Source organism: Phyllobacterium sp. (assembly GCF_037994405.1).
Classification (GTDB): Bacteria; Pseudomonadota; Alphaproteobacteria; order Rhizobiales; family Rhizobiaceae; genus Phyllobacterium.
The window spans coordinates 1-26,474 of sequence record NZ_JBBNAN010000248.1; the positions used below are offsets into that span (position 1 = coordinate 1).

Sequence of the window (26,474 nt, forward strand, 5' to 3'; positions counted from 1 at the left end):
CGCGTGGCTGGTCCGGATCAAATTTTCGGGCAAGGTGCTCATGTATCCGCAATTGCGATTTCCAAAAATCAATTCCCAACTCCATTTGCCGGAATTTCATGGGTGGACAGGTATTTGGGGGCGCCAATCGCATCAATTTCAATTGGATGCTTTCGGTGGCGATACTATTTTTCAGGCGAACAGTGTGGCAGACAGGTAAGGTGGAGTGACTACGAAATAAATCCTTATAAAGGAATATATTCCCTAGAACAATTCGATCCCCATATGCCAGACAATGCCGGCCAGGGATACGGCAAGCAACGTCTGGATCATGCCGGCCCTGAACCGGAAAATGGCAATGACCGCGGCAAGCGTCAGCAGGAACGACGGAACGTTGATCGATGACAGAACGGGGATGTCCAGCGCAATCCCATAAGCCTGCCACCGGACGACTTCGCCGAAAATTACGTGCAGGGCGAACCACACTGCGAGATTCATGATCACACCGACGACGGCCGCGGTGATCGCCGACATGGCGCCGGTCAGGGCGCGGTTATTGCGAAGACCTTCGATGAAAGGTGCACCAAGAAAGATCCATAGAAAACACGGCACAAAGGTCACCCAGGTCGTCAGGATAGAGGCGAGGGTGGCCGCCGTCAGCGGTGACAAAGTCCCCGGATCGCGAAATGCACCCAGGAAACCGACGAACTGCACCACCATGATCAACGGCCCCGGTGTGGTTTCCGCCATGCCAAGCCCATCAAGCATTTCGCCTGGCTGCAGCCATCCATAATGCTGCACCGCTTGCTGTGCCACGTAAGAGAGTACCGCATAGGCACCGCCGAAAGTTACCATCGCCATCTTGCTGAAGAAGATGCCGATTTGGCTAAACACGCTGTCCGCTCCCAGAGTGAGGACGATTGTAGCAACAGGTCCCAGCCAAAGGAACAGCAAGATCGCCGATATCTTCAAAGACCAGGTGAGGTTGGGTCGGGCATGGGCAGGCGTTGTTTCCCCGAGCGCCGAATCCCGATCGGCGAGACCGGGAGCCGCGCTGCCATGACCGCCGCCCACCTGGAATAGCGGGGATCCGGCTCGCCCGCCGATGTAGCCGACGACTGCGGCTGACAGAATGATCAGCGGAAAGGGTACATGGAAAGCGAAGATGCCAAGGAAGGCAGCAACGGCGATGAGCACCATGACTCTATTTTTGAGGGCGCGGTTGCCGATCCTCACGACCGCTTGCAAGACGATCGCGAGAACGGCAGCTTTCAGCCCGAAAAACAGCCCTTCCACGACCCCGACATTTCCGAAAATAACGTAGAGATAGCTGAGGGCCAGGATTGACAGGAAACCGGGAAGGACAAATAGGGTTCCGGCGACAAGGCCGCCTTTGGTCTTATGCAAGAGCCATCCGATATAGATGGCGAGTTGCTGTGCCTCGGGGCCGGGGAGCAGCATGCAGTAGTTCAACGCATGCAGGAACCGGCTCTCGCCGATCCAGCGTTTCTCGTCGACCAGGATACGGTGCATAACGGCGATCTGCCCGGCGGGACCGCCAAAACTCAACGCGGCAATGCGCACCCACACGCGCACAGCCTCGCCGAAGGTAATCCCGTGGCCTTCCCGAGGCGCAGGCGATGCCCCGATGTCAGTACCGGCAAAATCGGACATGTCACGCTCCGGGCTTACGGTTGGGCCAGTTATGTGTTTCGTCCGTAGCATCGCGGCACCATCGGTAGAATGCGTCATACAGCGTCATTCCGGTTTCCAGTTGTTCGAGATCGTCCGAGAACATGCGTGACAGGCCAAGGGATGCGGCCAGCAGCCCGGGGGCTTCCGGTGCAAGGTCAGGACGAGCCGTATCGGCACCCCGAACGATCGTGGCAAGCCGCAACAGCGGCTCGGTGGTCAGGCCGAACTCTTCGACCATCACGTCGAAAGTGCAGAGTTCGCCACGGTGGCTCCAGAACACATTTTCGATGTCAAAAGGTGCTCCGTTAAACCTGTCCGCCACGGCTTCCACCTCCGCAGGCGTCACAAACAGGAATATCGCATCCGGATCAACGAAGCGGCGGATGAGCCATGGACAAGCGATTCTGTCGATCTTCGGCCGTGCACGTGTCACCCAGACCGTTCGTCCCTTCTGATCGAGGGCCGGCAGGCGTGACACTGGAACCAAGGGTTGGCCGGTCGCAACCCAGGCTTCGTATCCCCCCTCAAGCGTTTCTGCAGGTATCCCGTTATAACGCAGCAGCGCCGCCGTTCCCTCGCTCAGTTTTTTGCCCTGCTGGCAGATGATGATTGCCCGTTTTCCCGCAAGCTCGTGGACCCAGGATTCAACATCCCTGTGGGAGCGCCTTCGCGAACCGGGGATCAATCGCGGATCCAAAACAAAATCCTCGTCAATGCGAACATCGATGAGTGTGGGACTGGCGGGCATTCCAATCAGCCGTGCCAATTTATCGTGTGAAATAGTCGTGGTCGAAGACATGTCGCGTCCCTCCGTCAACGTCGGTTTGTTGGACGCGATACTTGGGCATGACGCCTCGTGGGGAGATCGCAATCCCCATGACAATAAGATTGGCACGAAACGGAATTATGTCAAGCAAGCCCTTGGCTGTCAGCTGGCCTTGTCAAGGAAAGTTCGCATCGCGGCGTTGAATTGCTCCGGTCTTTGCAGCGGTGCGAAATGGCTTACCCCTGGCAGCAGGACCAGTTCCGCACCCGGAATGCTCCGCGCGAGAAATTCCGCATGTTCGGGTTTGATGAACTCGTCATGCTCGCTTTGTACAATAGCGACGGGTACCGGGATTTCAGCCAAATCGCGTGCCGAATAGTTGGGCTCAGTCTTCATCATCAGGCTGACCGCTTCGGTAAATGATTTGAATTCGTCCGGCGTGACCGACAACTGGGCATAGTCATTGGTGTGCCGGCGGAAGCACCGGTCAATGATTGAACTTGGCTCGAATTCCTTTGTACCGCTGGGATCCATGTTACAGCCGAAGAAGAACACGCCTGCAACGCGCGCGGGCGCCTTCATGGCGAGGACCAGAGCGATACACGCGCCATCGCTCCAGCCGACGATAGGGGCTTTCTCCAGGTTCAGGGCATCCATCACGGCCAACACATCGGATGCCATCAACTCGTAGGTAAAGCGTCGCAAATCGCGCGTGCTGCGGCCATGACCACGGCTATCGATGAGCACGACGCGACGACCCGCATTTATTAGCATCGGAACCTGATAGCCCCAGTTGCCGCTATGGCCGAGACCGCCGTGCAGCAAGATGACGGGAGAGCCGGATCCGTAAGCGGCGTACCAGATTCGAGCGCCGTCGTGGTCCACATAGCCCTGGTCGCTCGCGACTGGAAGCGGCGCGGCACCATGTGTTTCGAAGTTCTTGAGATCGTCGTCGCACAATTCCATCTTGATCCGGCTCAAGTACACATGAATTTCGGAAGAGGCTGCGATGCTTAGCACCGCCAATCCATTGCAGCGACACGATCATCGCGCCAGATTGTATAGCCTTGAACGATTGGCTGATTCAATGGGGCGCTTTGGTATGCTCCGCGTCGGGCTTGGAATTTCCAATATCTGGGAATGCCGAATCGAGAGGTCATGCCAATCAATCCTGGTCTATGGGCACGCAACATGATCTCTTGGCGACAACAAAAAAGGCAGCCATGCAGTGTCGGTTACAAATGCCGCACCTGCGTCGGTTTGTTTTCCCAATGATCATGCCTTCCGTCTTGATATTCGACCGGTGCAGCCAGCAACTCTTCCGGCGTCAAGTCGTCGAGGCAAGCCAGGTTGATTGCGTAGAATGCGCCGGTGATTTCCATCTCGCCTCGGCCAAACGTCTTGACGCCGCAGGCCGAGCAAAAGAAATGCGCGATGGTCTTGCTGCCGAACCGGTATTCGGTGAGGTGGTCAGCTCCAGCGGTTATTCGCAAAGCATCTGCGCCAATAAAAGCTTTCCAGAACCGTCCCTTCGTACAGGAGGAGCAATTGCACTTGCTTGTACCCTGATCAAGGTCGAGTTCTGCTTCGAAGCGGACTGCGCCGCAATGACAACTGCCATGAAAGGCCTTTTTCACTTGTTTCCTCCTGACGCAAGGATTATGCGGTTAATAACCATTTGGTTAAATAACTATTTGGTTTAGTACAATCTTCGACCGATAACGTCAAGTTGTCGGAATGCTCTTTTTTGTCACAAAGTTTCCTTGGAAATCGCCATTTCGGAAACCAGCCTGCGCCTGGCGAGAACCTTCGCAGTTCAATCCTCGGAGATGGAGATGAGAAATGGGTGGTCATATCACGCGCCGCGGGGCACTGATTGGATCAATGCTTTCTATACCGGCACTATCTTTGTCGATCAGGTCAATGGAGGCTGCTCCGTCGAGCCGGGTGGATCTCACGGCCGCCTTCAAGTCGTTGGAAGACAAAACCGGTGCGCGCCTTGGGGTCTCGGCGCACGATACCGGCAGCGATAATCGCATTGACTATCGCGAGAACGAGCGTTTTGCCATGTGCAGCACGTTCAAGTTTCTGGCGTCCGCGGCGGTGCTCGCCCGCGTTGATCGCAAAGAAGAAGAGCTCAACCGGATTGTCAAATTTAACAAGAGCGATCTGGTTCCCAACTCGCCGGTAACGGAAAAGCATGTCGGCGATGGGATGTCGCTCGGAGCGATTTGCGAAGCCGCAATCACGCGGAGCGACAATACCGCCGGCAATCTCATTCTCGACAGTCTGGGCGGACCAAAGGAGTTGACGAAATACGCACGCAGTAGCTTGGGGGATGCAACATTCCGCCTCGACAGGCGTGAGACCGAGCTCAATGAGGCTATTCCCGATGACCCTCGTGATACGATTACGCCAGCTGCGTTCCTGAAGGATTTGCAGAAGACGGCTCTGGGCGATGCATTGACGAAATCCTCGCGAGATCAGCTCGTTGAATGGCTGCTGGCCAACAAGACCGGTGACAAGCGCCTGCGTGCCGGATTGCCCAAGGATTGGAGCGTTGGTGACAAGACTGGCACCAGCGACAGCGGCATGGCTAACGATATCGCCGTGATATGGCCGCCTGAACGCAAGCCCATTTTGCTCGCAGTCTATCTCTATGACCCCAAGGGAACGCCCGACAATCGCAATACCATTCACAAGAAGGTGGCAGCTTTGGTGGCCGAGAACATCTGAGACCTGTCAAAGAGGGACGGGCGAAAGCCCGTTCCTCGCTTCAGAAGTAACAGCTTTCGGCCCCTTTCCGAGCGCGATCAAAAGCAGAATCCACTACTGCCGTGTCAGGCTCTCGCTCTTGCAGATCAGCCCGCCCATCACGCAGCCGGATAGCGACAGCTTGCCCCCGCTGACACTTGCCTTACCATTATAGGTCTTGCCCTCGTCGAGCTTGTTGACCTGGCCTTTGTAGGTGCCGTCCTTGCCCGACATCGAGCCTATGGATTTGCCCTTGTATTCGCCGGTCATCACTGTGCCGCAATAAGTATCCGCACCGCAGGACGAATATTGGATGATTGTGCCATTTGGCCGCTTCCAGGAACCGACAATCGGTTCTTCCGCCAGGGCGGGGCCTGCCATGAGAGCAAGGCCGGTGCAGGCCAACAAAAATTTACGCTTCATACTTTCCTCCCAATAGGGCGAGCCTCTCCACGGCCATCGCCTAGTCTTACGCAAACGTAAACGTAATTCAAAATATCTGCGAATGGAAGAGAGCATGTCCGCTGGAATTGATAACGTTCCATCGCTGTGGCGGTCTCAATTACACACAAGGCGCGAATTGCAAACCTGTCGTGTGGTTATCAAACGATTGAGAAGGGAAAGCTGCATTTTACACGAATTTTCGTCAAATGCCTGCAATTGCTGGGGCGTTATATTTAACGAATTCCGAAGTTTACGAGTTGTTTTTGTTTTGTTTGGCTCCAGTTAATCATGCCCCTTAACAGCAATTTCAAGTCTCTGCGTCATTCTCGAAAGCATCGAAAGAGCACGCCAAAACAAACAAATCAGGCGGTTCTCAGAAGTCTAACAGGGCTTTCGTAAGACGCGAATTTGGTTCAACAAGGGGTATGGCACAATGGCACGCTTTGATCTTCAGCAAATCGATACCGGTCACGTCGGTGGTTCGGCGGAGACGGACATTCTCTTCGAAATGGGTATCATGTACGCAACCGGGCGCGATTGCGCCGTGGACATGGTAGCCGCACACAAGTGGTTCAACATCGCCGCAATCAAGGGTAGCGATCGGGCAGCGGAATTGCGGGCAGAACTCGCGCAGACAATGTCCAAATCAGATCTCGCGATCGCTCTGCGCGAAGCGCGGGAATGGATGACGTCGCACTGATCGCTCTGTGGCGGCACACGGCCGCAGCGTTTGGATCGCCGCTATTTGCTCGTTGTAGATACAATCACCACGAGATATCGTATTCTAATACAACCAATAGTATGATAACCAACGAGCACTGGTGTCTATAAGGAGCGGATGTGCTGCCATGCAACGGGAAGGACATTCGAATATACATATGCGGGAGTGGTAGACTTTAGAGTGCACACGTGGGTATGACGCGGATCATGCTCGAATATTTGGCAATATTTCAAAAACTGTTTCAAATTTTATTGAATTGATGGCGACGATATCGTCTTCTAACTCGATATAAGTTTGGCATTTTTCGCTGTGGTAGCACACCTGTAAACAGTCGCAGCTGACACTGACATTGCTGTGTCTTTGTCATTTTCAGGGTTTTCGAACACTGGGATATCCGTTAAGTAATTGGTCGGTGAAATTGTTTGATTCTTGATGAAAACGGAAAAATGATGCTGGAAGATCTTGAAGAGTTGTTGTCGAGATTAACGGAGGCTCAAAAACAGCTGGTACTTTCATCTGCCAAGACAAAAGCATTTCCAGATAATAATACACTTAAAAAAATTGCCACGATATCTCTCAACATTTCCGCTGTTGAAGCCGTCATCAGTGACACACACGACCTCAACCAGAAAGCTAAAATGGCCAAGGCGAACGACTGAGAGTTGAACTCCAGCCAAAGGTTCGGCAGGAGTTCAATAGATGTTCGTTCACACGCTGGCAGGGCCTACACGGGTTGCTTCGAAAAGGAACCAGTGTCTGCGTTCTGATTCATCGATGTAGTTCTCGATGATGCTGGTCGTGGCACTGTCGCGATATTCGCTGCACAATTCGTGAACCTGGCGCAGATAACCGATGTAGTTTTTCGTATCATCGCGAAGCTCGGCCAGCATGTCTTCCGGTGTAACGAAATTGGCATCATTGTCCGGAATACGCTGCTGCTTCGAGATTTGCCCGATTGACTTCAGCGTGGTTCCACCAATCTTGCGGACACGCTCGGCCAATACATCGGTCATCTCAAATATTTGAGCCGCCTGTTCGTCGAGCAAAAGATGGAAATCGCGAAAATGCGGACCGCTCATATGCCAGTGGAAATTCTTCGTCTTTATGTACAGCGCGAATGTGTCGGCAAGCAGCGCATTGACCGCCGCCGCGATGTCACGTGTCGCTTTCGCGCCAAGGTCGGTAGGGGTTGCCGTTGGTGCACGCTTGATTGTCTGCAGGGATTTTGTGGCCATGGTCGATCTCCTCGATTGTGGACGGGAAACTTCTCGGCTTCGACGCTCGGTGAGGGTGAGCGTCTTTATTCCTACCACGGCCCTCGCAATATTTGCCCTTCAATTCTTCGTTGAATCGATTATTGCGGTTCCTCAAATCGCACCAGCGATGAATTTTCCTTCACCTGCGCGTTCTCGCTCGCAATTTCCGCGATCTTGCCATCGTGTGGTGCGGTAATCGAATGCTCCATTTTCATGGCTTCAAGGACAAGAAGGATCTGGCCCTTCTTGACCATCTCACCCGCCGTGACGCGCACGGATTTGACCAGACCTGGCATCGGCGCGGTTAATCGGTCACCAGCGTTTCCGGCTTGTTCGGCAAGCAGGAACGGATCGGCAGCGGTGAATATCGCAGTCGTTCCTTTGGCCAGTACCGCCACGCCGTGCGGTACGGTTACCGTTTTTGCCCTCAGATTGATTCCCTTGCCGGTAATATGCCAGCCTGCCGGTTCATGCCGCACGCGTAATTCGATCGTCGTGTCCGGGCCGGTGATGGCATAGCGCTCATCACCGAGGACGGAGACGCCATAGCGAACCGTATGGCCGGCTTCTTCAAGCACAACAGGATAGGCGAGGGTGCTATTATGACTGTAGCCCCGCAAGGCAGTCCAAGGATCGCCCAGAACCGCTCTTTTTAGAAGGCCACTGGCGTAGAGGATCGCGAGCTCCTTCGCGCCTGCTTCGACTGCGACAGGAACAATAAGTCTTGCAAGATCGCGGTCTATCAGCCCCGTATCGACGTCGCCGCTTGCAAAGCCTTCATGACGGATCAGCGCCGCCAGGAATGGGGCGTTGGTGGTGGTTCCGGCAATTTCCGTTTCGGCGAGTACGCTTCCCATTGTAGCAAGCGCCGCCACGCGATCACCACCATGCACCACCAGCTTGGCGATCATCGGATCGTAATATGGCGATATCGTATCGCCAGTGCGCACGCCGGTCTCGATGCGAACCGTCCCGTCCTTTACTGTAGCCGGAAACGCCAGATGGTGCAGCGTGCCAATCACCGGCAGGAAGCTCTTCGCCGGGTCTTCAGCATAAAGCCGAGCCTCGATTGCATGACCATTCAGCGGAATTTGCTTTTGCGTCAGCGGCAGTTTCTCGCCGGCGGCAACGCGCAATTGCCATTCGACCAGATCGAGGCCGGTAATCATCTCCGTCACGGGATGCTCGACTTGCAGCCGCGTGTTCATTTCCATGAACCAGAAGCGATCCGGTTTCAGCCCCTCGGTAGCATCAACGATGAATTCGATCGTGCCTGCGCCGGAATATTTGATGGCCTGTGCCGCCTTCACGGCCGCGCTCGTCATTGCGGCCCGCACTTCTGGGGTGATGCCGGGGGCAGGGGCTTCTTCGATGACCTTCTGGTGGCGGCGCTGCAGCGAGCAATCACGCTCAAAGAGATGCACAACGTTCCCGTGGTTGTCCCCAAACACCTGAACTTCGATATGACGCGGCTTGGCGATGTATTTTTCGACGAGCACCCGGTCGTCCCCAAAGGCACTCTTGGCCTCCCGCCGGGCGCTGCCAAGTGCTTCTGCAAAATCATTGGGATCATCGACCTTGCGCATGCCTTTGCCGCCGCCGCCCGCCCGCGCCTTGATCAGCACTGGATAGCCAATCTCACGGGCCTTGGAGGCTAGCACCACCAACTCCTGCGCCTCGCCATGGTAGCCGGGCACAACTGGCACCCCGGCCTTTTCCATCAATCGCTTTGCTGCATCTTTCAGGCCCATCGCGCGAATCGAATCCGCCGAGGGCCCGATGAAGACCAGTCCCGCCTTGACCACTGCGTCGACAAAACCAGGATTTTCAGACAGGAAGCCGTAGCCAGGATGGATAGCTTCCGACCCAGTCTCAAGCGCAGCCGCAATAATATGGTCGGCGCGCAGATAGCTGTCGGTCACGGGCGAGGGGCCGATATAGACGGCCTCATCAGCCATGGCGACATGCAGCGAGTGCGCGTCGGCGTCCGAATAGACGGCCACGGTGCCGATACCCATTTTTTGTGCCGTGCGAATGACGCGGCAGGCGATTTCACCGCGATTGGCAATGAGGATTCTGGAAAATGTCATGAAAGCTGTTCCTTTGCCCTTATATGCCAATTGGCGCTCTCATCCGTGAAGCAACAGAAAATGACCTGCGACGGTACTGATGATTCAGCAAGAAAAATTGCAACGCTCCCGACAGCAATCTTTGCGGCATCGTCTGCCGGGAATCGATAAACGCCGGTTGAAATGGCGGGAAAGGCAATTGTCTCCAATCCATATTCCTTAGCAAGCGCAAGAGAGCTGGTGTAACAAGACGCCAGCAATTCTCGTTCATTGTTATCGCCGCCACCCCACACCGGTCCCACCGTGTGAATGATGTATTTGGCCGGCAATCGATAACCTTTGGTGATCTTGGCCTGGCCCACCCTGCAGCCATTCAGCTTTCGGCACGCGGCATCCAGCTCTGGTCCGGCGGCGCGATGAATCGCGCCGTCCACTCCGCCACCACCCAGCAGCGATGCATTCGCGGCGTTGACGATGGCATCGACCGTCAACTTGGTGATGTCACCCGTATGAACACGCATTCGTTCACTGATGTTGTTCATCCTCACATCCTGAACACGCCGGATTTGGTTTCTTCCGCCGGCGCATTGAGCGCCGCCGATAGCGAGAGCGCCAGCACCTCGCGGCTCTTGGCAGGGTCGACAATGCCGTCATCCCATAGCCGGGCCGATGAATAGAGCGGGTGACCCTCTCGCTCATACTTTTCGAGGATCGGCGCTCGGAACGCGCTTTCCTCCGAAGCGGACCATTCACCACCCTTGCGCTCAATACCTTCGCGCTTCACCAACGCCAGCACGGTTGCTGCCTGTTCGCCGCCCATGACCGAAATGCGCGCGTTTGGCCACATCCACAGGAAGCGTGGCGAAAAGGCGCGTCCGCACATGCCATAATTGCCGGCACCGAATGAGCCACCAACGATCATCGTCACTTTTGGTACCCGCGCTGTGGCAACTGCCGTTACCAGTTTTGCGCCATCCTTGGCGATGCCTCGCGCTTCATAGGAGCGCCCAACCATAAAGCCGGTTATGTTCTGCAAGAAAATCAGCGGTATGCCGCGCTGTGTGCATAGCTCGATGAAATGCGTGCCCTTCAGGGCGCTCTCGGAAAACAGCACGCCATTATTGGCAATAATGCCGACCGGCATGCCGTAGAGATGCGCGAAACCCGTCACCAGCGTCGTCCCGTAGTTCTGCTTGAACTCGTCAAACTCCGAACCATCGACGATTCGAGCGATCAATTCGCGCACATCGTAGGGCTGGCGCAGGTCGGTCGGTACGATGCCGTAAAGTTCATGTGGATCGTAAAGCGGCGGAATCACTTTGCGAAGGTCGAGCCCTATCTCTTTCTTTCGATTGAGGTTCGCGACGATCCGCCGGGCGATGGCCAGCGCATGCGCATCGTCCACCGCATAGTGATCGGCCACGCCGGATTCGCGCGTGTGGACTTCGGCACCGCCCAGATCCTCGGCCGAAACCTCTTCGCCGGTGGCGGCCTTGACCAGGGGAGGGCCAGCGAGAAAGATGGTTGCCTGGCCCTTCACCATGATCGTTTCTTCCGACATGGCGGGTACATAGGCGCCGCCCGCGGTGCACGACCCCATTACGACTGCGATCTGCGGGATACCCGCCGCCGACATGTTCGCCTGATTATAGAAGATGCGACCGAAATGCTCGCGATCAGGAAACACCTCGTCCTGGTTGGGCAGGTTCGCTCCGCCGGAATCCACGAGGTAGAGGCAAGGCAGGTTGTTCTGCAGCGCAATCTCCTGCGCGCGCAGATGCTTCTTCACCGTGAGCGGATAATAGGTACCGCCCTTCACCGTCGCATCGTTGACGACGATCATTACTTCCTTGCCGGATACGCGCCCGATCCCGGCGATCAGCCCGGCGGAAGAAATATTGTCATCATACATGCCCCAGGCGGCGAATTGCCCGATCTCGAGGAATGGCGACCCTGCATCGAGAAGCTGTGCCAGCCGGTCGCGTGGAAGGAGCTTGCCGCGTGAGGTGTGGCGCTCCCGCGCCTCGTCCGTACCGCCCTTGATCACCAATGCTGCCTTCGCCTCGATATCGCTGACAAGCGCCCGCATCCGTTCCGTATTGGCGGTAAAAGTCTCGGACGTGGTGCTGATCAGGGATGAGAGTATGGTCATGCGGTCTCCTATCGGATCACTTCAATTTTGCAGCCAACATCGAGATCGGCCCAGGAACAGTCAGTTGTGATAGCTGTACCGTCTTCCCGAATTGCAAGGGCAAGGCAAGCGCGATCCCCAAGGGAGAGGCCTTTCGAGCGTGTAGCCGGACATAGTGATGCAGCAAGTAATGCCAGTTCCATGTTGAAATCGATGTATTGAACACCATGCATTGCCATCAAATGTTCGGCTATCTCTGACGGAATGTCTTTGTCAGCACATCGGGTCATAATCTCGGTTAAATTGACCGTTGTGCAGAGAGCGCCGGGAAGGCTAGCTCGGGCAACCGCCGCACCAGGTTCCTCCAGCAGGATCGCCAAAATAGCCGATGCATCAAGAATGACCTTCGTCATTTCTTCTGCGCTCTGGCAATTTCAGCGGCTTCCCGTTCGAGCCTGTCAAAGCGCTCGTCAACTGCCCGCTGTTCGGCCAACCTGTCTGCAATAAATTCGTCGACCACGCTTTCCCCGGGCTTCTTCACCTTGGCAGCGATCTCTCTGATCTTTTTCAAGATCATACTTTGGGATACGACCTGCAGATAGCCATTCTCGACCCGCAATGACACTCTATCCCCTGGTGCTACATCCATCAGCTTGCGCAGTTCAGCCGGGATGACCAGCCTTCCACCTTCGCCGATTATTGCACCTATGGCCCTGGAGGACATGGGAGAAGCACTCGCGGGTTGGTGATTAAATTTGGGCGGCTCCTCTTCGAAGCCCTTGGCTCTCTTACCGGCATTCATGCTGAAACCTCATTTTGAACAATGAGAAGAGTTTGCCATTAACTTGTTCGAATGGCAATTGTTCCAAAGTATGGCATAAAATCGCTTTTATGCCATTACGCGCTTTCCGCGAACATCTCCCGACCGATCAGCATGCGCCGGATTTCGCTCGTGCCCGCGCCAATTTCATAGAGCTTGGCATCACGCAGCAGCCGTCCAGTCGGGTAGTCATTGATATAGCCATTGCCGCCCAGCGCCTGAATTGCTTCGAGTGCACACCAGGTCGCTTTCTCTGCCGCATAGAGAATGCAGCCAGCCGCATCCTTCCGCGTGGTCTCGCCGCGATCGCAAGCCGCCGCAACGGCATAGACATAGGCACGGGAGGCGTTCATCGTCGTGTACATGTCAGCAAGCTTGCCTTGCATCAGCTGAAATTCGCCGATCGGCTGGCCGAATTGCTTGCGCTCGTGCAAGTAGGGAACGACGACGTCCAGGCAGGCGGCCATGATGCCCAACGGGCCCCCAGCAAGCACAACACGTTCGTAATCGAGGCCAGACATGAGGATCTTGACGCCCTTGCCCTCTTCACCGAGCACGTTCTCAAACGGCACCTCGCAATCTTCGAACACGAGCTCGCAGGTGTTGGAACCGCGCATGCCAAGCTTGTCCAGCTTTTGTGCCGTTGAAAAGCCCTTGAACTCTTTCTCGATCAAAAAGGCGGTCATGCCGCGCGAACCAGCCTCTGGATCGGTCTTGGCATAGACCACCAGAGTGTTGGCATCGGGACCATTGGTGATCCACATCTTGTTGCCATTCAGCACATAGCGATCGTTCTTCTTGTCGGCGCGCAATTTCATCGACACGACATCGGAACCCGACCCTGGTTCTGACATCGCGAGTGCGCCGACATGTTCGCCCGAGCAGAGCTTCGGCAGATATCTTGCCTTCTGCTCCTCTGTACCCCAGCGGTTGATCTGGTTGACGCAGAGATTGGAATGCGCACCGTAGGAGAGGCCGATCGATGCAGAAGCGCGGGAGATTTCCTCCATCGCCACCGCATGCGCCAGGTAGCCAAGGCCCGAACCGCCAAACTCCGGGTCCGCCGTCATGCCTAGGAGGCCGAGTTCCCCCATTTTTTGCCAGAGCAGCATCGGAAACTGGTTTGTTCTGTCGGTCTCGGCCGCAAGCGGCGCAATCTCCGCCTGGGCAAAGCGATGAACGGTCTCGCGTAGAGCTTCGATGTCTTCAGAATGTCCGAATCTTAGGCCCGACTGATACATTTTGTCCTCCCGTTTTAGTTGTCGCGATGTTCTTGGCGCCAACAAGGCGCAGTCCCATCTGGACATATTTTTCTGCAATCTCCGCAACGGTAAGCCGGTCATCCGCACGGAACCAGACGTTTACCCCGGTGGTCATCGCGATGATTGCACGCGTCGTCAGGGCAATGTCTTCGATGATGAACTCGCGGGCATCGAGACCATCATCCAGAATCTCGCGTAGCCCGTTTTCGTAGCGTGCGCGCAGTTCGATGATAAAGGCCCGGTTCTCAGGCACGAGGCTGCGTAGCTCCATATTGCCGATATGCACATCGTCCCGGCGTTCCACATGGTAGCGGATGTGAAACCGGATGAAGGCCGATAGCCGTTCAAACGGAGTATGAACTTTACGGCTCTCATATTCCCATGCATCGAGCAGGCGATCCATATGATCCCGCATCAGGGAAAACAGCAATTCCTGTTTGTTCGGGTAATAACGGTAGAAGGCCGCAGACTGCACGCCAACCTCGTCAGCAAGCAAGCGCATCGTCATTGCCTCGTAGCCGATTTTCGCAATCAATCGCTTCGCCGCCGCGTCAATTGCGCTGCGTGTCTTTTCCCCATCGGATCCTGTTGTACGTGCCATGGCAGCTTAATAAAACGAACGTTCAATTAATTCAAGATGGGAACTCGTCCTAGACGAAGGTACGCATAAAAGAGGGACGTCGACACATGTAAATTGCGTTCTGCGAGCCGTTTTCAATTATTCATTTTTAGCGTGGATTTCATGAGCGAAAGAAGAGTTGTCCGCCAAGCAACCGCCAGTCTCATAGCCGTTCTGTTACCGCTGATGTTGGTCCGTCCTGCGACTTCATTGAGCATGAAAGAGTGCAGCGTGAAGTATAAAGCGCAGGACGCCGGGGAGGCAGAGGGCCTATCGTCGAGCCAATTCCGGAAGGCACAATGTGCCAAGTCCAATGATTCAACTGCTGCCGGGGAATCTGCTGACCCTGCGCCAATGGATGCCAAGCAAGCCCAGACGGCTGAAGATAAGCCTGAAAAGGTAGCAAAAAAGACTGATACTGCGCCCAAATCAATATCTGGCAAGACCACGTTTCCTACATCAGTCTCGTCGAAATTCGCGGCCGAAAAGCCCGCGAAAGCACGGATGCACACCTGTCTTGAGCAATACCACGCCCAACAAGGATGGCGGCACGCTCGGCTGTATGCGCTGGATCGAGAAGGACGGTGGCTATTACAAGCTTTGCAACGCCAAATTGAAAGGGGACAGCTAGCGAGCCTGAAGCCCTATGGCTCAAGAACTTACGCGGGTGGAACGTTTGAAATCCGGGGGTGGCGATGGCACAGTCGACGCTATGGAACATAGGGTCGCATTCCTGGAAAAATCGTTTGAGAAGATGAATGCCAAACTCGACATCCTGATCAGGTATAGCGCGCGCGCTCCAAGAGGAAGTCACCTATCTCAAAGGCAGGATGGAAAGTCTTCCCTCGGCTGAGTCATTTGGGCGCTTCGCGAATCCTTTGCAGAACTTCGCGGTCGCGTGGATAGTCTGCCCACGACCGCTAAACTCGCCAGTTTTTTGGGCATCGCCGTTGGCGCGATCGCCATCATCAACAACTGGCAGGTCGTAAGACTTTCTATCTTTGGTGCTTGAAATCCAGCGCCCCAAACGCCGTTGCCGCCACCACGAGCCATCCCAGGATGAGCAGCGATCCACCGAGCGGCGCCGCGAAGGCGAACAGCCGGTTGCCCGCATAGTCGCGCGAAAGTAGATCGCCAATGAACAGCACCAGCCCCAGTATCAGCACGAGTCCGCCAAAACTGGCTGCCCGGCTGATTTTCGCCAGAATGGATAGCGCTAGAAAAGCCGGGGCATGGATAAACAAGATTGGCGCGATGGTGGCCACATGACCCTCCGCGCTGTGGGCCGCCGCCGCATAGGCAGCAATACCCGCGGCCCCGAATAAGCCCCCGAGGCCGGCAAAAATGCGATGAATGTCCAAGGTAGTCTCCATATACTGGGGCTCGCGAAACGCGGGCTATTTCACGGCAGCGAGTGCTTCAGGAAGTTGCTGCTCGAGATAATCGAGTTCTTCGTCAAGACCAACACTGACCCGAATGCAACGGTCCAGTATTGGCGCCATCGGTTTGCGCACGAAGATATCACGATCGATCAGTGCGTTGAGAACAGCGAGGGCATAGGTCCCATCGCGCCCGCAGTCGATGGTGACGAAATTCGTCGCGGACGGGATAGCTTCCAGCCCATTTTGAGCAGCGATCTGCGTGATTCGCTCGCGACCCGCGATAATTTTCTCCGTCACGACTTTGAGGTAATTCTGATCCTTCAGTGCCGCTAACGCTGCGATTTGCGTCAGCTTGTTCATGCCAAAATGATTGCGGATCTTGTCGAACGCGCTGATCTGCTTTTCGGCGCCGATAGCATAGCCGCAGCGCATGCCGGCAAGCCCGTACGCTTTGGAAAACGTGCGCATGCGCAGAACATTCGGCCGTGAAACATCAATTGGGGGCAGGGCCGTCATCGGCGCGGTTTCGCCGTAGGCCTCGTCGAGGATGAGCATCGTGTCACCAGGCAGCGCATTGATAAAGCGCTCGATTTCCGGTGCCTCCCACCAGGTCCCCATGGGATTGTCCGGATTGGAGAAATAGACCAGCGGTGCCTGTTCCCGTCTCACCGCGGCGAGAAGACCCTCAAGATCCTCCCGGTCGTCGCGGTAGGGAACCGTCACCAGTCGCCCGCCAAACCCCGCCACATGAAAATTGAAAGTAGGGTAAGCCCCAAGCGACGTGACGACCGGCGTGCCTTCGCGCACATATTGGCGGACTGCAAGACCAAGCAGCGTATCGACGCCCTCGCTAACGACGACATTGCCAGGCTTTATGCGGAGATGCGCCGCAAGATCCTGTTTCAGATCGAAGTTTTCCGGATCGGCATATTTCCAGACCTCGCCAGCGTTTTGCTGCATGGCAGCAATGACCGAAGGTGCGGGGCCAAAGCCGTTTTCGTTGGCACCAAGCCGCGCGCGGAAGGGCTGATTGCGCTTGCGTTCCAGTGCTTCCGGTCCGACGAACGGCACGCTCGAAGGCAGCGACTCGATGAGTGGGGTGAATTGCGGTTCCATGCGCAAATCGATATCAGTTTTTGCGCTGGTGAAAAGCAAAACTTCGGCGCTTATTTGGCTGATGCGGGATTGAGTTTCCCGCTTTCCGGCTTTGTTACCGATTTAATGCCAACCCACAGTGCCGGGACCAACGCTGCGCCCAGAACCCACCACATAGGCCGTATTGAATAGCTAAACGAGATATTGGCGAAAAGGACGCGTGTCGGTGGAATCCTTGTTGCCAGCGCAAACCAGGCATATTCGACAAGTGCCGTACCCAGTGCAGCAAGGACGGCTATACCGATCAGTGTCCGGACCGATGAAAGCTTGAAATTGTGAGAATGGGCGGAGCGATAGAACAGAAGCGCGATGAGGAAACCTGCCATCAGCGTTGCCTCCGTTACGTCCGCCTTGGACTGCATGAAGAAGTGCAGCACGCCAAGCGCCGCTAATGGATAGGCTAGCTTGTGTAGCCGGTTCCAGTTCTGGCCCATGCGGCGGATCATGGCGTCGGTCGATGTTACGCCGAGCGCCGTCAGCCCCAACAGCGTCGTAAAGCCGATAAGTAGATAGACGCGTAGCCAGATTTCGCTGGCGACGCGCAGCAAATTGAAATTCTGGTCAACGATATAGAGCGAGAAATGCAATGCCGCGTAGGCGAGGGCCGTCAGTCCCAGAATGCGCCGGATAAGCACAAGCTTCGACCAGCGGGTGATATTGCGGACAGGGGTGACCGCCAAAGAAATCAGTAGAAAGCGGATCGCCCAGTCGCCCGTCTCGTGTATGGCCTGGGTGATTGGGCGCGGTCCGAGAATATTGGCTTTGTGGCCGGCAATGATCAGAACAAGCGGCATGAAAGCTGTGCCCAGGGCCACGACTTTGATGACTGATAATTTTCCGGCCCGGTCGTTCCACGGATAGTTCATCGCCTCACTCTTTTGTCCTGAACATACAAAGCTTTACGGCCACAGCTCCCTGTGGATTTCAAGACAAGATGCTGTGAGGTCGCGGTTTTTTTTACCTCTCAATCTGTCGAAGCCTGTGTGCTTGCCCTCGCATTTCGCCCGGAACCAAACCGTCTGATACCGGGTTTCCTTGTCATTGGGACGGATCGGAAACAATAGAGAGGCAAGAAGATGAACAAGGTTTTTACACTGACTGCCGCGGCGTTGTTCGCGACGTGCGGTCTTGCGTTCGCCCAGGATAGCGTTGTTGTTGTACCGCAAAGGGCGCGTGATTATGTCATAGCTCACCCGGCCGATCCGGTCGTTATCGACGACAATATTTCTCAAGGTTACGTCGTTCCAAAGCACATAGTCGTGCATCCAATTCCGGATGATCCGGGCTATGGCTATATCTACGTGGATGGTCGGCCGGTAATCGTGTCCATTGAAAATCGCCAGGTCGTTTATCTTTCAGACGATGTATCGGCGATTCCTGATGATGCGATTACCTATGTCGAAAGGAATCCCGTCGATACAGTGATGATCGACGGCCCAATCCACAGGGGAACAGTCATCCCCGACGATATTCCCCTCGCCGAAATTCCTGACCAGCCACATTATTCCTATGTCTATGTTAATCAGAAGCCGGCGCTGGTTGATTCCGGAACCCGAAGGGTCGTCTGGGTTCGGTAATTTGCGGATGGTATGACTTGAAGCTGCCCGCTAACCAAGCGGGCAGTTTCCCAGTTCGGCTTCCTGCCCCATACTGGATGGTGCCCTAAAATGCGATCGCCACATTCAACTGAATCAGTCTTTTAAATATTGAGCGGAAGCTCTTGAATGCATTTTAAAAATTCCACATTCAGCCGGAAATGATTGCTGTCGCTTCGATCTCTACCAGGGCACGATCCTCGAGCAATGCCAAGACCTGAACCAGCGTCATCGCGGGATAGTGGCGACCGAAGACGCGGCGATAGGCTTCGCCCAGCCGCTTCTGTTCTGCGACATAGGCTTTCTTGTCGGTGATGTACCAGGTGAGCCGCACGATATCGGTCGGTTCGGCGCCAGCGCTGGCCAGTACATCGGCGATATTGCGCATGGCCTGTTCGGCCTGTTCGACAAGATCATCCGTCTCGAATTGCTGATCCTTGGTCCAGCCGATCTGACCGCCCACGAACAGCGTCTTGCCTTCGCCGATCACGCCGTTCGAATAACCCTTTGCCGGTGGCCATCCCTGAGGATGCACAATCTCTACCATGCTGATTTCCTGCCTTGTCTTTTAGTGCTGATTCGCGCGCCGCAATTGGAAGCGCTGTATCTTGCCGGTTGCCGTCTTCGGCAAGGCGTCGACGAACTTGATGGAGCGCGGATATTTGTACGGCGCGATCACTTGCTTGACGTGATCCTGCAGCCGCTTGATCGTTGCCGCGTCTGCGGCAATGCCGGTGCAGAGCACGATATGCGCCTGGACGATCTGGCCGCGTGCTTCGTCGGGCGCACCTATTACCGCACATTCGCTGACGTCCGGGTGAGCGAGCAGGGCTGCTTCCACCTCGGGCCCCGCAATATTGTAGCCCGACGAAATGATCATGTCGTCCGAACGAGCGGCGAAATGGAAATAGCCGTTCTCGTCTTGGACGAAGGTATCCCCGGTCAGGTTCCAGCCATCGCGCACATATTTCTTCTGGCGGTCATCGGCCATATAGCGGCAGCCCGTCGGGCCGCGAACTGCAAGCTTGCCGATCTCGCCGCGCGGTACTTCGCGCATATCGTCATCGACGATGATCGCTTCATAGCCGGTAACCGGCTTGCCGGTTCGGCCGGGACCGGAATCGTCAAGACGGTTGCTGATGAAGATGTGCAGCATTTCCGTGGCGCCAATGCCGTCGAGCAGCGGTTTGCCGGTCTTGGCCATCCAGGCTTCGTAGATGGGTGCTGGGAGGGTTTCCCCGGCCGATACCGCCACGCGCAAGGAGGATAGGTCCGCACCCTCGTTCATCGCCTGCAGCATCACGCGATAGGCGGTTGGCGCCGTAAAGCTGATCGTCGCCTTGTAGGTCTCGATGATCTCGATCATCTTTGGCGGTGTTGCCTGTTCGAGCAGTGTCGCCGCGGCGCCGAACCGCAGCGGGAAGATTGCGAGACCGCCAAGCCCGAAGGTGAAAGCGAGAGGCGGCGAGCCAACAAATATGTCGTCCGGCTGCACATTCAGCACTTCCTTGGCATAGGCGTCGGCGATCATGAGAAGGTCGCGGTGGAAATGCATGGTGGCCTTGGGCTCCCCAGTCGTCCCGGAGGTGAACCCGAGCAGGGCGACATCGTCGCGGCCAGTTTTCACGGCCTCGAAACGCACGGGCTTGTCGAGCGCGATCCGGTCAAGTTCAGCGTCATGATTGGCTGTGCCGTCGAAGCCGACGACGCGTTTCAGATAGCGGCTTTCCTTGGCGCACGCCACCAAGTCTTCCATGATCCGTGTATCGCAAAGGGCGAGACTGATTTCCGCCTTGTCGACGATCTGGGCAAGCTCGCCAGCCCGCAGCATCGGCATCGTGTTGACCACCACGGCCCCAACCTTGGTGGCTGCGAGCCAGCAGGCGACCATCGCAGGATTATTGGCGGAGCGGATCAGGATGCGGTTGCCCGGTTCGACGCCATAGTGCTCGATCAACGCGTGGGCGATGCGGTTGGTCCAGTCTGTCAATTCCTTATAGGTACGGCGGCGGCCATTGCCGATCAGCGCCGTATTGTCTCCGAAACCCTTGTCGACCATGGCATCTGTCAGTTCGACCGCGGCATTCAGCCATTCCGGATATTGGAAACGATTCAGCAGAAATTCTGGCCAGTCTTCTGCTGGTGGAAGATTATCCCTGGTGAAGTGATCCCTATGCGCCGTTGGTCCCAAAATCATAGCTATCCCCTTGCAAGTTCATGCCTTGCGATGATTATTTTTTGTACATCCGATGCGCCCTCATAGATGCGCAATGCCCTGATTTCCCGGTAGAGACGTTCGACGATGCTGCCCTTGCGCACGCCGTCTCCACCGTGGATCTGCACCGCCTTGTCGATCACATTCTGCGCGTGATCGGTTGCGTAGAGTTTTGCCATAGCCGCCTCGCGGCTCACGCGTTCCGCGCCGCTGTCCTTGAGCCAAGCGGCGCGATAGACGAGGAGCGCTGCCGCATCGATATCGAGCGCCATGTCGGCAATATGGCCCTGCACCATCTGCAGGTCCGCCATCGGCGCGCCGAAAAGATGGCGGCCATTTGCGCGCGATACCGCCTCATCGAGCGCACGCCTGGCAAAGCCGAGTGCTGCTGCGGCTACGGTCGAGCGGAAGACATCCAGCACCGACATGGCAATACGGAAGCCCTGTCCGGGCGCTCCAATGAGCGCGGAGGCAGGAATGCGGCAATTCTCAAAGACAAGCCGAGCGAGAGGGTGCGGCGCGATCGTCTCCAGCCGTTCAGCGATACGGAGGCCCGGCGTATCGGCGGGAACGATGAAGGCGGAAATACCCTTGGCGCCAGCGCCTTCGCCGGTGCGGGCGAACAGCGTATAGAGATCGGCAATGCCGCCGTTCGATATCCAGGTCTTTTCGCCGTTGAGCACATAGTCGACGCCATCACGTGTCGCGGCCAGTTCAATATTGGCGACGTCGGAGCCCGACTGCGGTTCGCTAAGCGCGAAGGCGGAAAGGGCTTCACCGGCGCGGGTCTTGTGCAGCCAGCTCTGCTTCTGCCCTTGCGAACCGAACAGCGACAGGGCGCCAGTGCCAAGACCTTGCATGGCAAATGCGAAATCGGCGAGGCCATCGTGCCGGGCCAGTGTTTCGCGGATCAGGCAGAGGCTGCGCACGTCGAGCCTGCTGGCCGCATTGTCGGGATCAATAGCAGTGTGGTGCAGGAATTTGGCCTCACCAAGCTGCGATACCAATACGCGGCAGGCTTCATCGACATTGTCGTGATCAATGCCGCCGAGATTGTCTTCGGCCCATTTTTCAATGCTATCGGCCAGTTCGCGGTGGCGGTCATCGAAAAACGGCCAGGACAGAAACGACCTGTCAGCCATCTCAGTTGCCCTCGAAGACGGGCGTCTGGTGTGCAACAAAAGCGTTGTAGGCGCGCTCGAAATCCTGTGATTGCATGCAGATCGCTTGCGCCTGCGCTTCCGCTTCGATGGCCTGGTCGATGGACATGGACCATTCCTGGTTGAGCATGGTTTTGGTCATCATGTGACCGAATGTCGGCCCCTCAGCGAGCCGCTTCGCCAGCCTGACCGCTTCCGTGTCGAGCTCGTCCGCGGCAACGATGCGGTTATAGAAGCCCCAGCGCTCGCCTTCTTCTGCCGACATCGAGCGGCCGGTGTAGAGAAGCTCAGCGGCGCGGCCTTGTCCGATGATCCTCGGCAATATCGCGCAGGCACCCATATCGCATCCAGCGAGACCGACGCGGGTGAATAGAAATGCCGTCTTTGCATTGGCAGTCGCCAGACGCAGGTCCGACGCCATGGCAATGATCGCGCCAGCACCAACACAGACGCCGTCGACCGCCGCAATAACCGGCTTGCCGCAATGCACGATCGCCTTGACCAGGTCGCCGGTCATGCGGGTGAAGTCGAGCAGGCTCTTCATGTCCATTTTCAGCAGCGGACCGATAATGTCGTGCACATCGCCGCCGGAGCAGAAATTGCCGCCATTCGAACCGAAAATCACGGCTTTGATATCGTCTGCATAAGCGAGTGCACGGAAACAATCCCGAAGCTCGGCATAGCTGTCAAAGGTTAGCGGGTTCTTGCGTTCCGGGCGATCGAGCGAGATCACAACGATCCCATCTTCCGCGCGCCATTTGAAATGGGTGGCCTGATAGTTCGCCATCTTACGCATCATGATCCTCCCCGGGAGTAAGTCCTTGCGAATGTTCGATCGTATCGAGAATGGAAATCAGCCGCGCCGTCGTATCCGGCGAGAGACCTCCAAAGATCTCGTTGATCCAGAGCTCATGCGCGGCCGCCATTTTGGCGAATTCGTCGCGCCCCTTGTGTGTCAGGCGCACCAGCATGGCACGCTTGTCACCGGCGACGGGCACGCGCAGCACGGCGCCGTCGGCGACAAGCCGCTCAATGATGCCGGTCACATTACCATTGGAAACCCGCAGCGCCGAGGAAAGCTCGCTCATCTTGAGACCTTCTTCAAAACGGTAGAGCGCCGCCATGACGTCAAATCGCGGCAGCGTCGTATCGAATTCGACGCGCAGCTTTTCCCGAACCGTCGCCTCGACATGCTTTGTTGCCTTCAGCATCTTCAGCCAGACACGCAGGTTTTGCTTGACCAGGGCAGGGGATGTGTTTGCGGTGGCGGATGGAAACTGGTCCGGATCGCTCATACTTCGCCTCCTGATATCGAAATAGCCTGGCCCGTGAAGGATCCAGAGTGCGGGCCGCAGAGCCACAGCACGATCTGCGCAACCTCGTCGGGCTGGATCAGTCGTTTCTGCGGATTTGTTGCGGCAAGTGCGGCGACTGCCTCGTCGCGGCTCTTTCCGGTCTTCGCCATGATGGTCTCGAGCGAACGCTCGAGCAGCGGCGTTTCGACGAAGCCGGGGCAGATGGCGTTGACCGTGATCCGTGTCTTGGCAAGTTCCAGCGCCAGCGACCGAGTCAGCCCCACAACACCGTGCTTGGCAGCCGTATAAGCCGATACGTAAGGATAGCCTTTCAGGCCGGCCGTCGAGGCGACGGCGATAAGGCGGCCGCTGTTGCGCTTCATCATGCCGGGCAGTGCATGATGATAAGTCGTGAAGACCCCGGTGAGATTGAGATCGATCTGGCGCTTCCATGCCTGCAGATCGATCCGGTGAAATGGCGCACTTTCCGCTGCGCCGGCATTTGCAACAGCAATGTCTAGTTCGCCGATATCGGCGTTGATTTGCTCAAACAGACTTTGTGAAGACGCTTCGTCCGTGACATCGGCAACGATCGCAATGATGCGCTCCGATTTAGCCGCTGTCTCCTCCAGCACATTGGCCCGCCGCCCGGAAATGACCACGCGGGCGCCTTGTTTTGCCAGTTTCAACGCGATCGCCGCGCCGACGCCAGAGCCGCCGCCTGTGACCAATGCGATCTTGCCTTCAAGAGAAACAGTCATCTAAGCCCCCTCGATTGGAGTGACGATCTCGGCGCGTTCGGCCAGCCGGACCATCTGGTCGCGCCCTTGGTAATAGGGTTTCGGCCAGGCTTCGATCTTGTCGCCAAGCGCGACAGCTGCGTGCAGGGTCCAGTAGGGATCGGCGAGGTGCGGACGCGCGAGGCAAACGAGATCGGCGCGGCCCGCAAGCAGGATGGAGTTGACGTGGTCGGGTTCATAGATGTTCCCGACCGCCATGGTCGCCATGCCAGTCTCGTTGCGGATGCGGTCAGAGAAAGGCGTCTGGAACATGCGCCCATAGACAGGCTTGGCCTGGATCGACGTCTGGCCGGCGGACACATCGCAAATATCGACACCGGCATCCTGCAGCATACGGGCAATCTCGACAGCATCCTGCGGCGTGATGCCTTGCTGGCCCACCCAGTCATTGGCAGAGATACGCATGGAGATCGGCTTTTCGCCCGGCCAGACCAGCCGGACGGCACGGAAGACCTCAAGCGGATAACGCATGCGGTTTTCCAGCGAGCCGCCGTAGTCGTCGGTGCGGTTGTTCATCATCGGGGTGATAAACGATGACAGGAGATAGCCATGCGCCGCATGCAGCTCCAGCATGTCGAAGCCGGCGCGGTTGGCCATTTCCGCGGCGGTAACAAACTGATCGCGGACCTGGTTCATATCGGCACGGGTCATGGCGCGGGGGATCTGATTATCCTTCGACCACGGCACGTTGGAGGCGGAAAGGACCGGCCAATTGCCATCGGGCAGGGGAACGTCATTACCTTCCCAGCCGACACGCGTCGAGCCCTTGGCGCCGGAATGTCCAAGCTGGCAGCAGATCTTGGCCTCGGTCTCGGCATGGACGAAATCGACGATCCGCTTCCACGCCAATTCGTGTTCGGGTGCATACATGCCGGTACAGCCGGGCGAAATGCGGCCTTCCGGGCTGACGCAGGTCATCTCAATGGTAACCATGCCAGCGCCGCCCTTGGCGCGCTCGCCATAATGCACGAGATGCCAGTCGTTCGGCATGCCGTCCGCAGCCTTGTATTGCGCCATCGGCGAGACAACGACTCGGTTCTTCAATTCCATTGCGCGAAGACGGAATGGCGCGAACATCGGTGCGCGGCAGGTTCCGTGACGCGCTCCCGACTTCTCCTGAAACCAGCCCTCGGCGCTCGCCAGCCAATTGCGGTCACGCAGGCGCAGGTTCTCGTGGCTGATGCGCTGTGAACGCGTCAGCAGCGAATAATTGAACTGGACGGGATCTAGATCGAAATAACGTTCCACATCCTCGAACCATTCAAGCGAATTGCGCGCAGCCGACTGCAGGCGCAGCACCTGCAGGCGGCGCTCATCCTCATATTTGCCAAACGCCGCCGCGATGGATTCTTCCGTATGAAGATATTCGGCCAATGCAATGGCACTCTCCAGCGCCAGCTTGGTGCCGGAGCCGATGGAAAAATGCGCCGTTGCCGCCGCGTCGCCGAGCAACACAACATTCCGATATGACCATTTCTCGCAAAGGACGCGCGGAAAGCTGATCCAGGCCGAGCCGCGAATATGATTGGCATTGGTCATGAGCGCATGACCGCCAAGATATTTCGCAAAGACCCGCTCGCAGACCGCGATGGATTCCTGCTGGCTCATGTCGCCGAAGCCGAACTTTTCCCACGTCGCCTGGTTGCATTCGACAATGAAGGTCGCCGTGTCGCCATCGAATTGATAGGCGTGCGCCCAGACCCAGCCGTGCTCGGTTTCTTCGAAGATGAAGGTAAAGGCGTCATCGAATTTCTGATGCGTGCCGAGCCAGACGAACTTGCATTTACGCATGTCGATTTCCGGCTTGAAGTGCTCGGCGAATGTTGCGCGGGTGCGTGAATTAAGCCCGTCCGCCCCAATCACCAGATCGTATTCGCGGCTGAGTGCCTCCACGTCTTCCACGGGCGTCTCGAAGCGCAGATGCACCCCGAGCTCGCGGGCGCGGTCCTGCAAGAGCAGTAGCAATTTCTTGCGGCCGATCCCGCAGAAGCCGTGCCCGGTCGATACGGTTTCGGTGTTCTTGAAGTGGACCGCAATGTCGTCCCAATAGGCAAACTGCGCACGAATAGCTTCGGCACTGATCGGATCATTGGCCGCGAGATTGTTGAGCGTCTCGTTGGATAGCACGACACCCCAGCCGAACGTATCGTCGGCCCTGTTGCGCTCGATAACGGTGATGTCGTGTTCGGGATCGCGCAATTTCATGCTGATCGCGAAATAGAGACCGGCGGGTCCTCCTCCAAGACAAGCGATCTTCATCAGGCGTGCACTCCGGTTTGACCTTCGTCGTGGGCTCATCGTGTCATTGCACCAAAATAATTTCAAGTATGAAATTTCAAGCTTGAATAATTATTCG

Annotated in this window: 28 protein-coding genes; 5 read left to right on the forward strand and 23 right to left on the reverse strand. The window is 56.6% G+C overall.

What is annotated here, in order from left to right:
- A partial coding sequence (locus tag AAAC48_RS13895) for a hypothetical protein (RefSeq protein WP_340654742.1) occupies positions 1–199 on the forward strand: 199 nt, incomplete at its 5' end.
- A 44-nt stretch (positions 200–243) separates the two neighbouring features.
- Here AAAC48_RS13895 and chrA read toward each other — a convergent pair.
- The 4 genes from chrA to AAAC48_RS13915 form a co-directional block, all read right to left on the reverse strand.
- Positions 244–1,653, reverse strand: coding sequence for a chromate efflux transporter (chrA, locus tag AAAC48_RS13900; RefSeq protein WP_340654743.1), 1,410 nt, complete (start codon positions 1,651–1,653; stop codon positions 244–246).
- 1 nt (position 1,654) lies between these two features.
- Positions 1,655–2,473 carry a sulfurtransferase/chromate resistance protein gene (locus AAAC48_RS13905; protein WP_340654744.1) on the reverse strand — a complete coding sequence of 273 codons (819 nt, stop codon included), beginning with the start codon at positions 2,471–2,473 and terminating at the stop codon, positions 1,655–1,657.
- Between the two features lie 129 nt (positions 2,474–2,602).
- Positions 2,603–3,406 (reverse strand): alpha/beta hydrolase, encoded by an 804-nt coding sequence (locus AAAC48_RS13910; RefSeq protein ID WP_340654745.1) that lies wholly within the window; start codon positions 3,404–3,406, stop codon positions 2,603–2,605.
- A gap of 269 nt (positions 3,407–3,675) precedes the next feature.
- The gene (locus AAAC48_RS13915; protein WP_340654746.1) at positions 3,676–4,077 is read right to left on the reverse strand and encodes a GFA family protein; all 402 of its coding nucleotides are present in this window, start codon (positions 4,075–4,077) and stop codon (positions 3,676–3,678) included.
- 205 nt (positions 4,078–4,282) lie between these two features.
- Between AAAC48_RS13915 and bla the strand changes: the two genes are divergently transcribed.
- Positions 4,283–5,176, forward strand: a complete 894-nt coding sequence (gene bla, locus AAAC48_RS13920) for a class A beta-lactamase (protein WP_340654747.1) — start codon at positions 4,283–4,285, stop codon at positions 5,174–5,176.
- A gap of 93 nt (positions 5,177–5,269) precedes the next feature.
- Here the strand turns inward: bla and AAAC48_RS13925 are convergent, their stop codons facing one another.
- Positions 5,270–5,617 carry a DUF2147 domain-containing protein gene (locus AAAC48_RS13925; protein ID WP_340654748.1) on the reverse strand — a complete coding sequence of 116 codons (348 nt, stop codon included), beginning with the start codon at positions 5,615–5,617 and terminating at the stop codon, positions 5,270–5,272.
- Positions 5,618–6,071: 454 nt separating this feature from the next.
- On the opposite strand from AAAC48_RS13925, the gene AAAC48_RS13930 reads away from it, so the two are divergent.
- The gene (locus AAAC48_RS13930; RefSeq protein WP_340654749.1) at positions 6,072–6,338 is read left to right on the forward strand and encodes a sel1 repeat family protein; all 267 of its coding nucleotides are present in this window, start codon (positions 6,072–6,074) and stop codon (positions 6,336–6,338) included.
- A 443-nt stretch (positions 6,339–6,781) separates the two neighbouring features.
- Positions 6,782–7,018 carry a hypothetical protein gene (locus AAAC48_RS13935; RefSeq protein WP_340654750.1) on the forward strand — a complete coding sequence of 79 codons (237 nt, stop codon included), beginning with the start codon at positions 6,782–6,784 and terminating at the stop codon, positions 7,016–7,018.
- Positions 7,019–7,066: 48 nt separating this feature from the next.
- Here the strand turns inward: AAAC48_RS13935 and AAAC48_RS13940 are convergent, their stop codons facing one another.
- The 11 genes from AAAC48_RS13940 to AAAC48_RS13990 form a co-directional block, all read right to left on the reverse strand.
- Positions 7,067–7,594 (reverse strand): DNA starvation/stationary phase protection protein, encoded by a 528-nt coding sequence (locus tag AAAC48_RS13940; protein WP_340654751.1) that lies wholly within the window; start codon positions 7,592–7,594, stop codon positions 7,067–7,069.
- A gap of 119 nt (positions 7,595–7,713) precedes the next feature.
- Positions 7,714–9,705, reverse strand: a complete 1,992-nt coding sequence (locus AAAC48_RS13945; protein ID WP_340654752.1) for an acetyl/propionyl/methylcrotonyl-CoA carboxylase subunit alpha — start codon at positions 9,703–9,705, stop codon at positions 7,714–7,716.
- Positions 9,702–10,226: an O-acetyl-ADP-ribose deacetylase gene (locus tag AAAC48_RS13950; RefSeq protein ID WP_340654753.1), complete on the reverse strand. Its 525-nt coding sequence runs from the start codon at positions 10,224–10,226 to the stop codon at positions 9,702–9,704. Before AAAC48_RS13950 ends, AAAC48_RS13945 begins: the two co-directional genes overlap by 4 nt.
- Positions 10,227–10,228: 2 nt before the next feature.
- The gene (locus AAAC48_RS13955) at positions 10,229–11,836 is read right to left on the reverse strand and encodes a carboxyl transferase domain-containing protein (protein ID WP_340654754.1); all 1,608 of its coding nucleotides are present in this window, start codon (positions 11,834–11,836) and stop codon (positions 10,229–10,231) included.
- 8 nt (positions 11,837–11,844) lie between these two features.
- Complete coding sequence (locus tag AAAC48_RS13960) at positions 11,845–12,228, reverse strand: type II toxin-antitoxin system VapC family toxin (RefSeq protein WP_340654755.1); 384 nt, start codon at positions 12,226–12,228, stop codon at positions 11,845–11,847.
- On the reverse strand, positions 12,225–12,539 hold the full coding sequence (locus AAAC48_RS13965; protein WP_340654756.1) for an AbrB/MazE/SpoVT family DNA-binding domain-containing protein: 315 nt from the start codon (positions 12,537–12,539) through the stop codon (positions 12,225–12,227). Before AAAC48_RS13965 ends, AAAC48_RS13960 begins: the two co-directional genes overlap by 4 nt.
- Before the next feature lie 173 nt (positions 12,540–12,712).
- The gene (locus AAAC48_RS13970) at positions 12,713–13,876 is read right to left on the reverse strand and encodes an isovaleryl-CoA dehydrogenase (protein WP_340654757.1); all 1,164 of its coding nucleotides are present in this window, start codon (positions 13,874–13,876) and stop codon (positions 12,713–12,715) included.
- Positions 13,842–14,498, reverse strand: coding sequence for a TetR/AcrR family transcriptional regulator (locus AAAC48_RS13975; RefSeq protein WP_340654758.1), 657 nt, complete (start codon positions 14,496–14,498; stop codon positions 13,842–13,844). Before AAAC48_RS13975 ends, AAAC48_RS13970 begins: the two co-directional genes overlap by 35 nt.
- Positions 14,499–15,511: 1,013 nt before the next feature.
- Complete coding sequence (locus AAAC48_RS13980; RefSeq protein WP_340654759.1) at positions 15,512–15,877, reverse strand: DUF423 domain-containing protein; 366 nt, start codon at positions 15,875–15,877, stop codon at positions 15,512–15,514.
- Positions 15,878–15,913: 36 nt separating this feature from the next.
- The gene (locus tag AAAC48_RS13985; protein WP_340654760.1) at positions 15,914–17,014 is read right to left on the reverse strand and encodes a pyridoxal phosphate-dependent aminotransferase; all 1,101 of its coding nucleotides are present in this window, start codon (positions 17,012–17,014) and stop codon (positions 15,914–15,916) included.
- Between the two features lie 50 nt (positions 17,015–17,064).
- Positions 17,065–17,919 (reverse strand): protein-methionine-sulfoxide reductase heme-binding subunit MsrQ, encoded by an 855-nt coding sequence (locus tag AAAC48_RS13990; RefSeq protein ID WP_340654761.1) that lies wholly within the window; start codon positions 17,917–17,919, stop codon positions 17,065–17,067.
- Positions 17,920–18,129: 210 nt separating this feature from the next.
- Here AAAC48_RS13990 and AAAC48_RS13995 point away from each other — a divergent pair, with 210 nt between their 5' ends.
- The gene (locus AAAC48_RS13995; protein WP_340654762.1) at positions 18,130–18,630 is read left to right on the forward strand and encodes a DUF1236 domain-containing protein; all 501 of its coding nucleotides are present in this window, start codon (positions 18,130–18,132) and stop codon (positions 18,628–18,630) included.
- Positions 18,631–18,799: 169 nt separating this feature from the next.
- Here the strand turns inward: AAAC48_RS13995 and AAAC48_RS14000 are convergent, their stop codons facing one another.
- From AAAC48_RS14000 to AAAC48_RS14030, 7 genes are read right to left on the reverse strand one after another with little or no spacing between them, the layout of a single operon-like run.
- Complete coding sequence (locus AAAC48_RS14000; RefSeq protein ID WP_340654763.1) at positions 18,800–19,195, reverse strand: RidA family protein; 396 nt, start codon at positions 19,193–19,195, stop codon at positions 18,800–18,802.
- Positions 19,196–19,216: 21 nt separating this feature from the next.
- The gene (locus tag AAAC48_RS14005) at positions 19,217–20,842 is read right to left on the reverse strand and encodes an AMP-binding protein (RefSeq protein WP_340654780.1); all 1,626 of its coding nucleotides are present in this window, start codon (positions 20,840–20,842) and stop codon (positions 19,217–19,219) included.
- A gap of 5 nt (positions 20,843–20,847) precedes the next feature.
- Positions 20,848–22,005 carry an acyl-CoA dehydrogenase family protein gene (locus AAAC48_RS14010; protein ID WP_340654764.1) on the reverse strand — a complete coding sequence of 386 codons (1,158 nt, stop codon included), beginning with the start codon at positions 22,003–22,005 and terminating at the stop codon, positions 20,848–20,850.
- A 1-nt stretch (position 22,006) separates the two neighbouring features.
- A complete protein-coding gene (locus AAAC48_RS14015) occupies positions 22,007–22,819 on the reverse strand; it encodes an enoyl-CoA hydratase family protein (protein WP_340654781.1) in 813 nt (270 codons plus the stop codon).
- Positions 22,812–23,318 carry a MarR family transcriptional regulator gene (locus AAAC48_RS14020; protein WP_340654765.1) on the reverse strand — a complete coding sequence of 169 codons (507 nt, stop codon included), beginning with the start codon at positions 23,316–23,318 and terminating at the stop codon, positions 22,812–22,814. Before AAAC48_RS14020 ends, AAAC48_RS14015 begins: the two co-directional genes overlap by 8 nt.
- Entirely contained in the window at positions 23,315–24,079 is a 765-nt protein-coding gene (locus AAAC48_RS14025; RefSeq protein WP_340654766.1) for an SDR family NAD(P)-dependent oxidoreductase, read from the reverse strand. The genes AAAC48_RS14020 and AAAC48_RS14025 overlap by 4 nt, the downstream gene beginning before the upstream one ends.
- Positions 24,080–26,377, reverse strand: a complete 2,298-nt coding sequence (locus AAAC48_RS14030) for a bifunctional salicylyl-CoA 5-hydroxylase/oxidoreductase (RefSeq protein WP_340654767.1) — start codon at positions 26,375–26,377, stop codon at positions 24,080–24,082. It abuts the gene before it with no gap.
- Positions 26,378–26,474 lie beyond the last annotated feature (97 nt).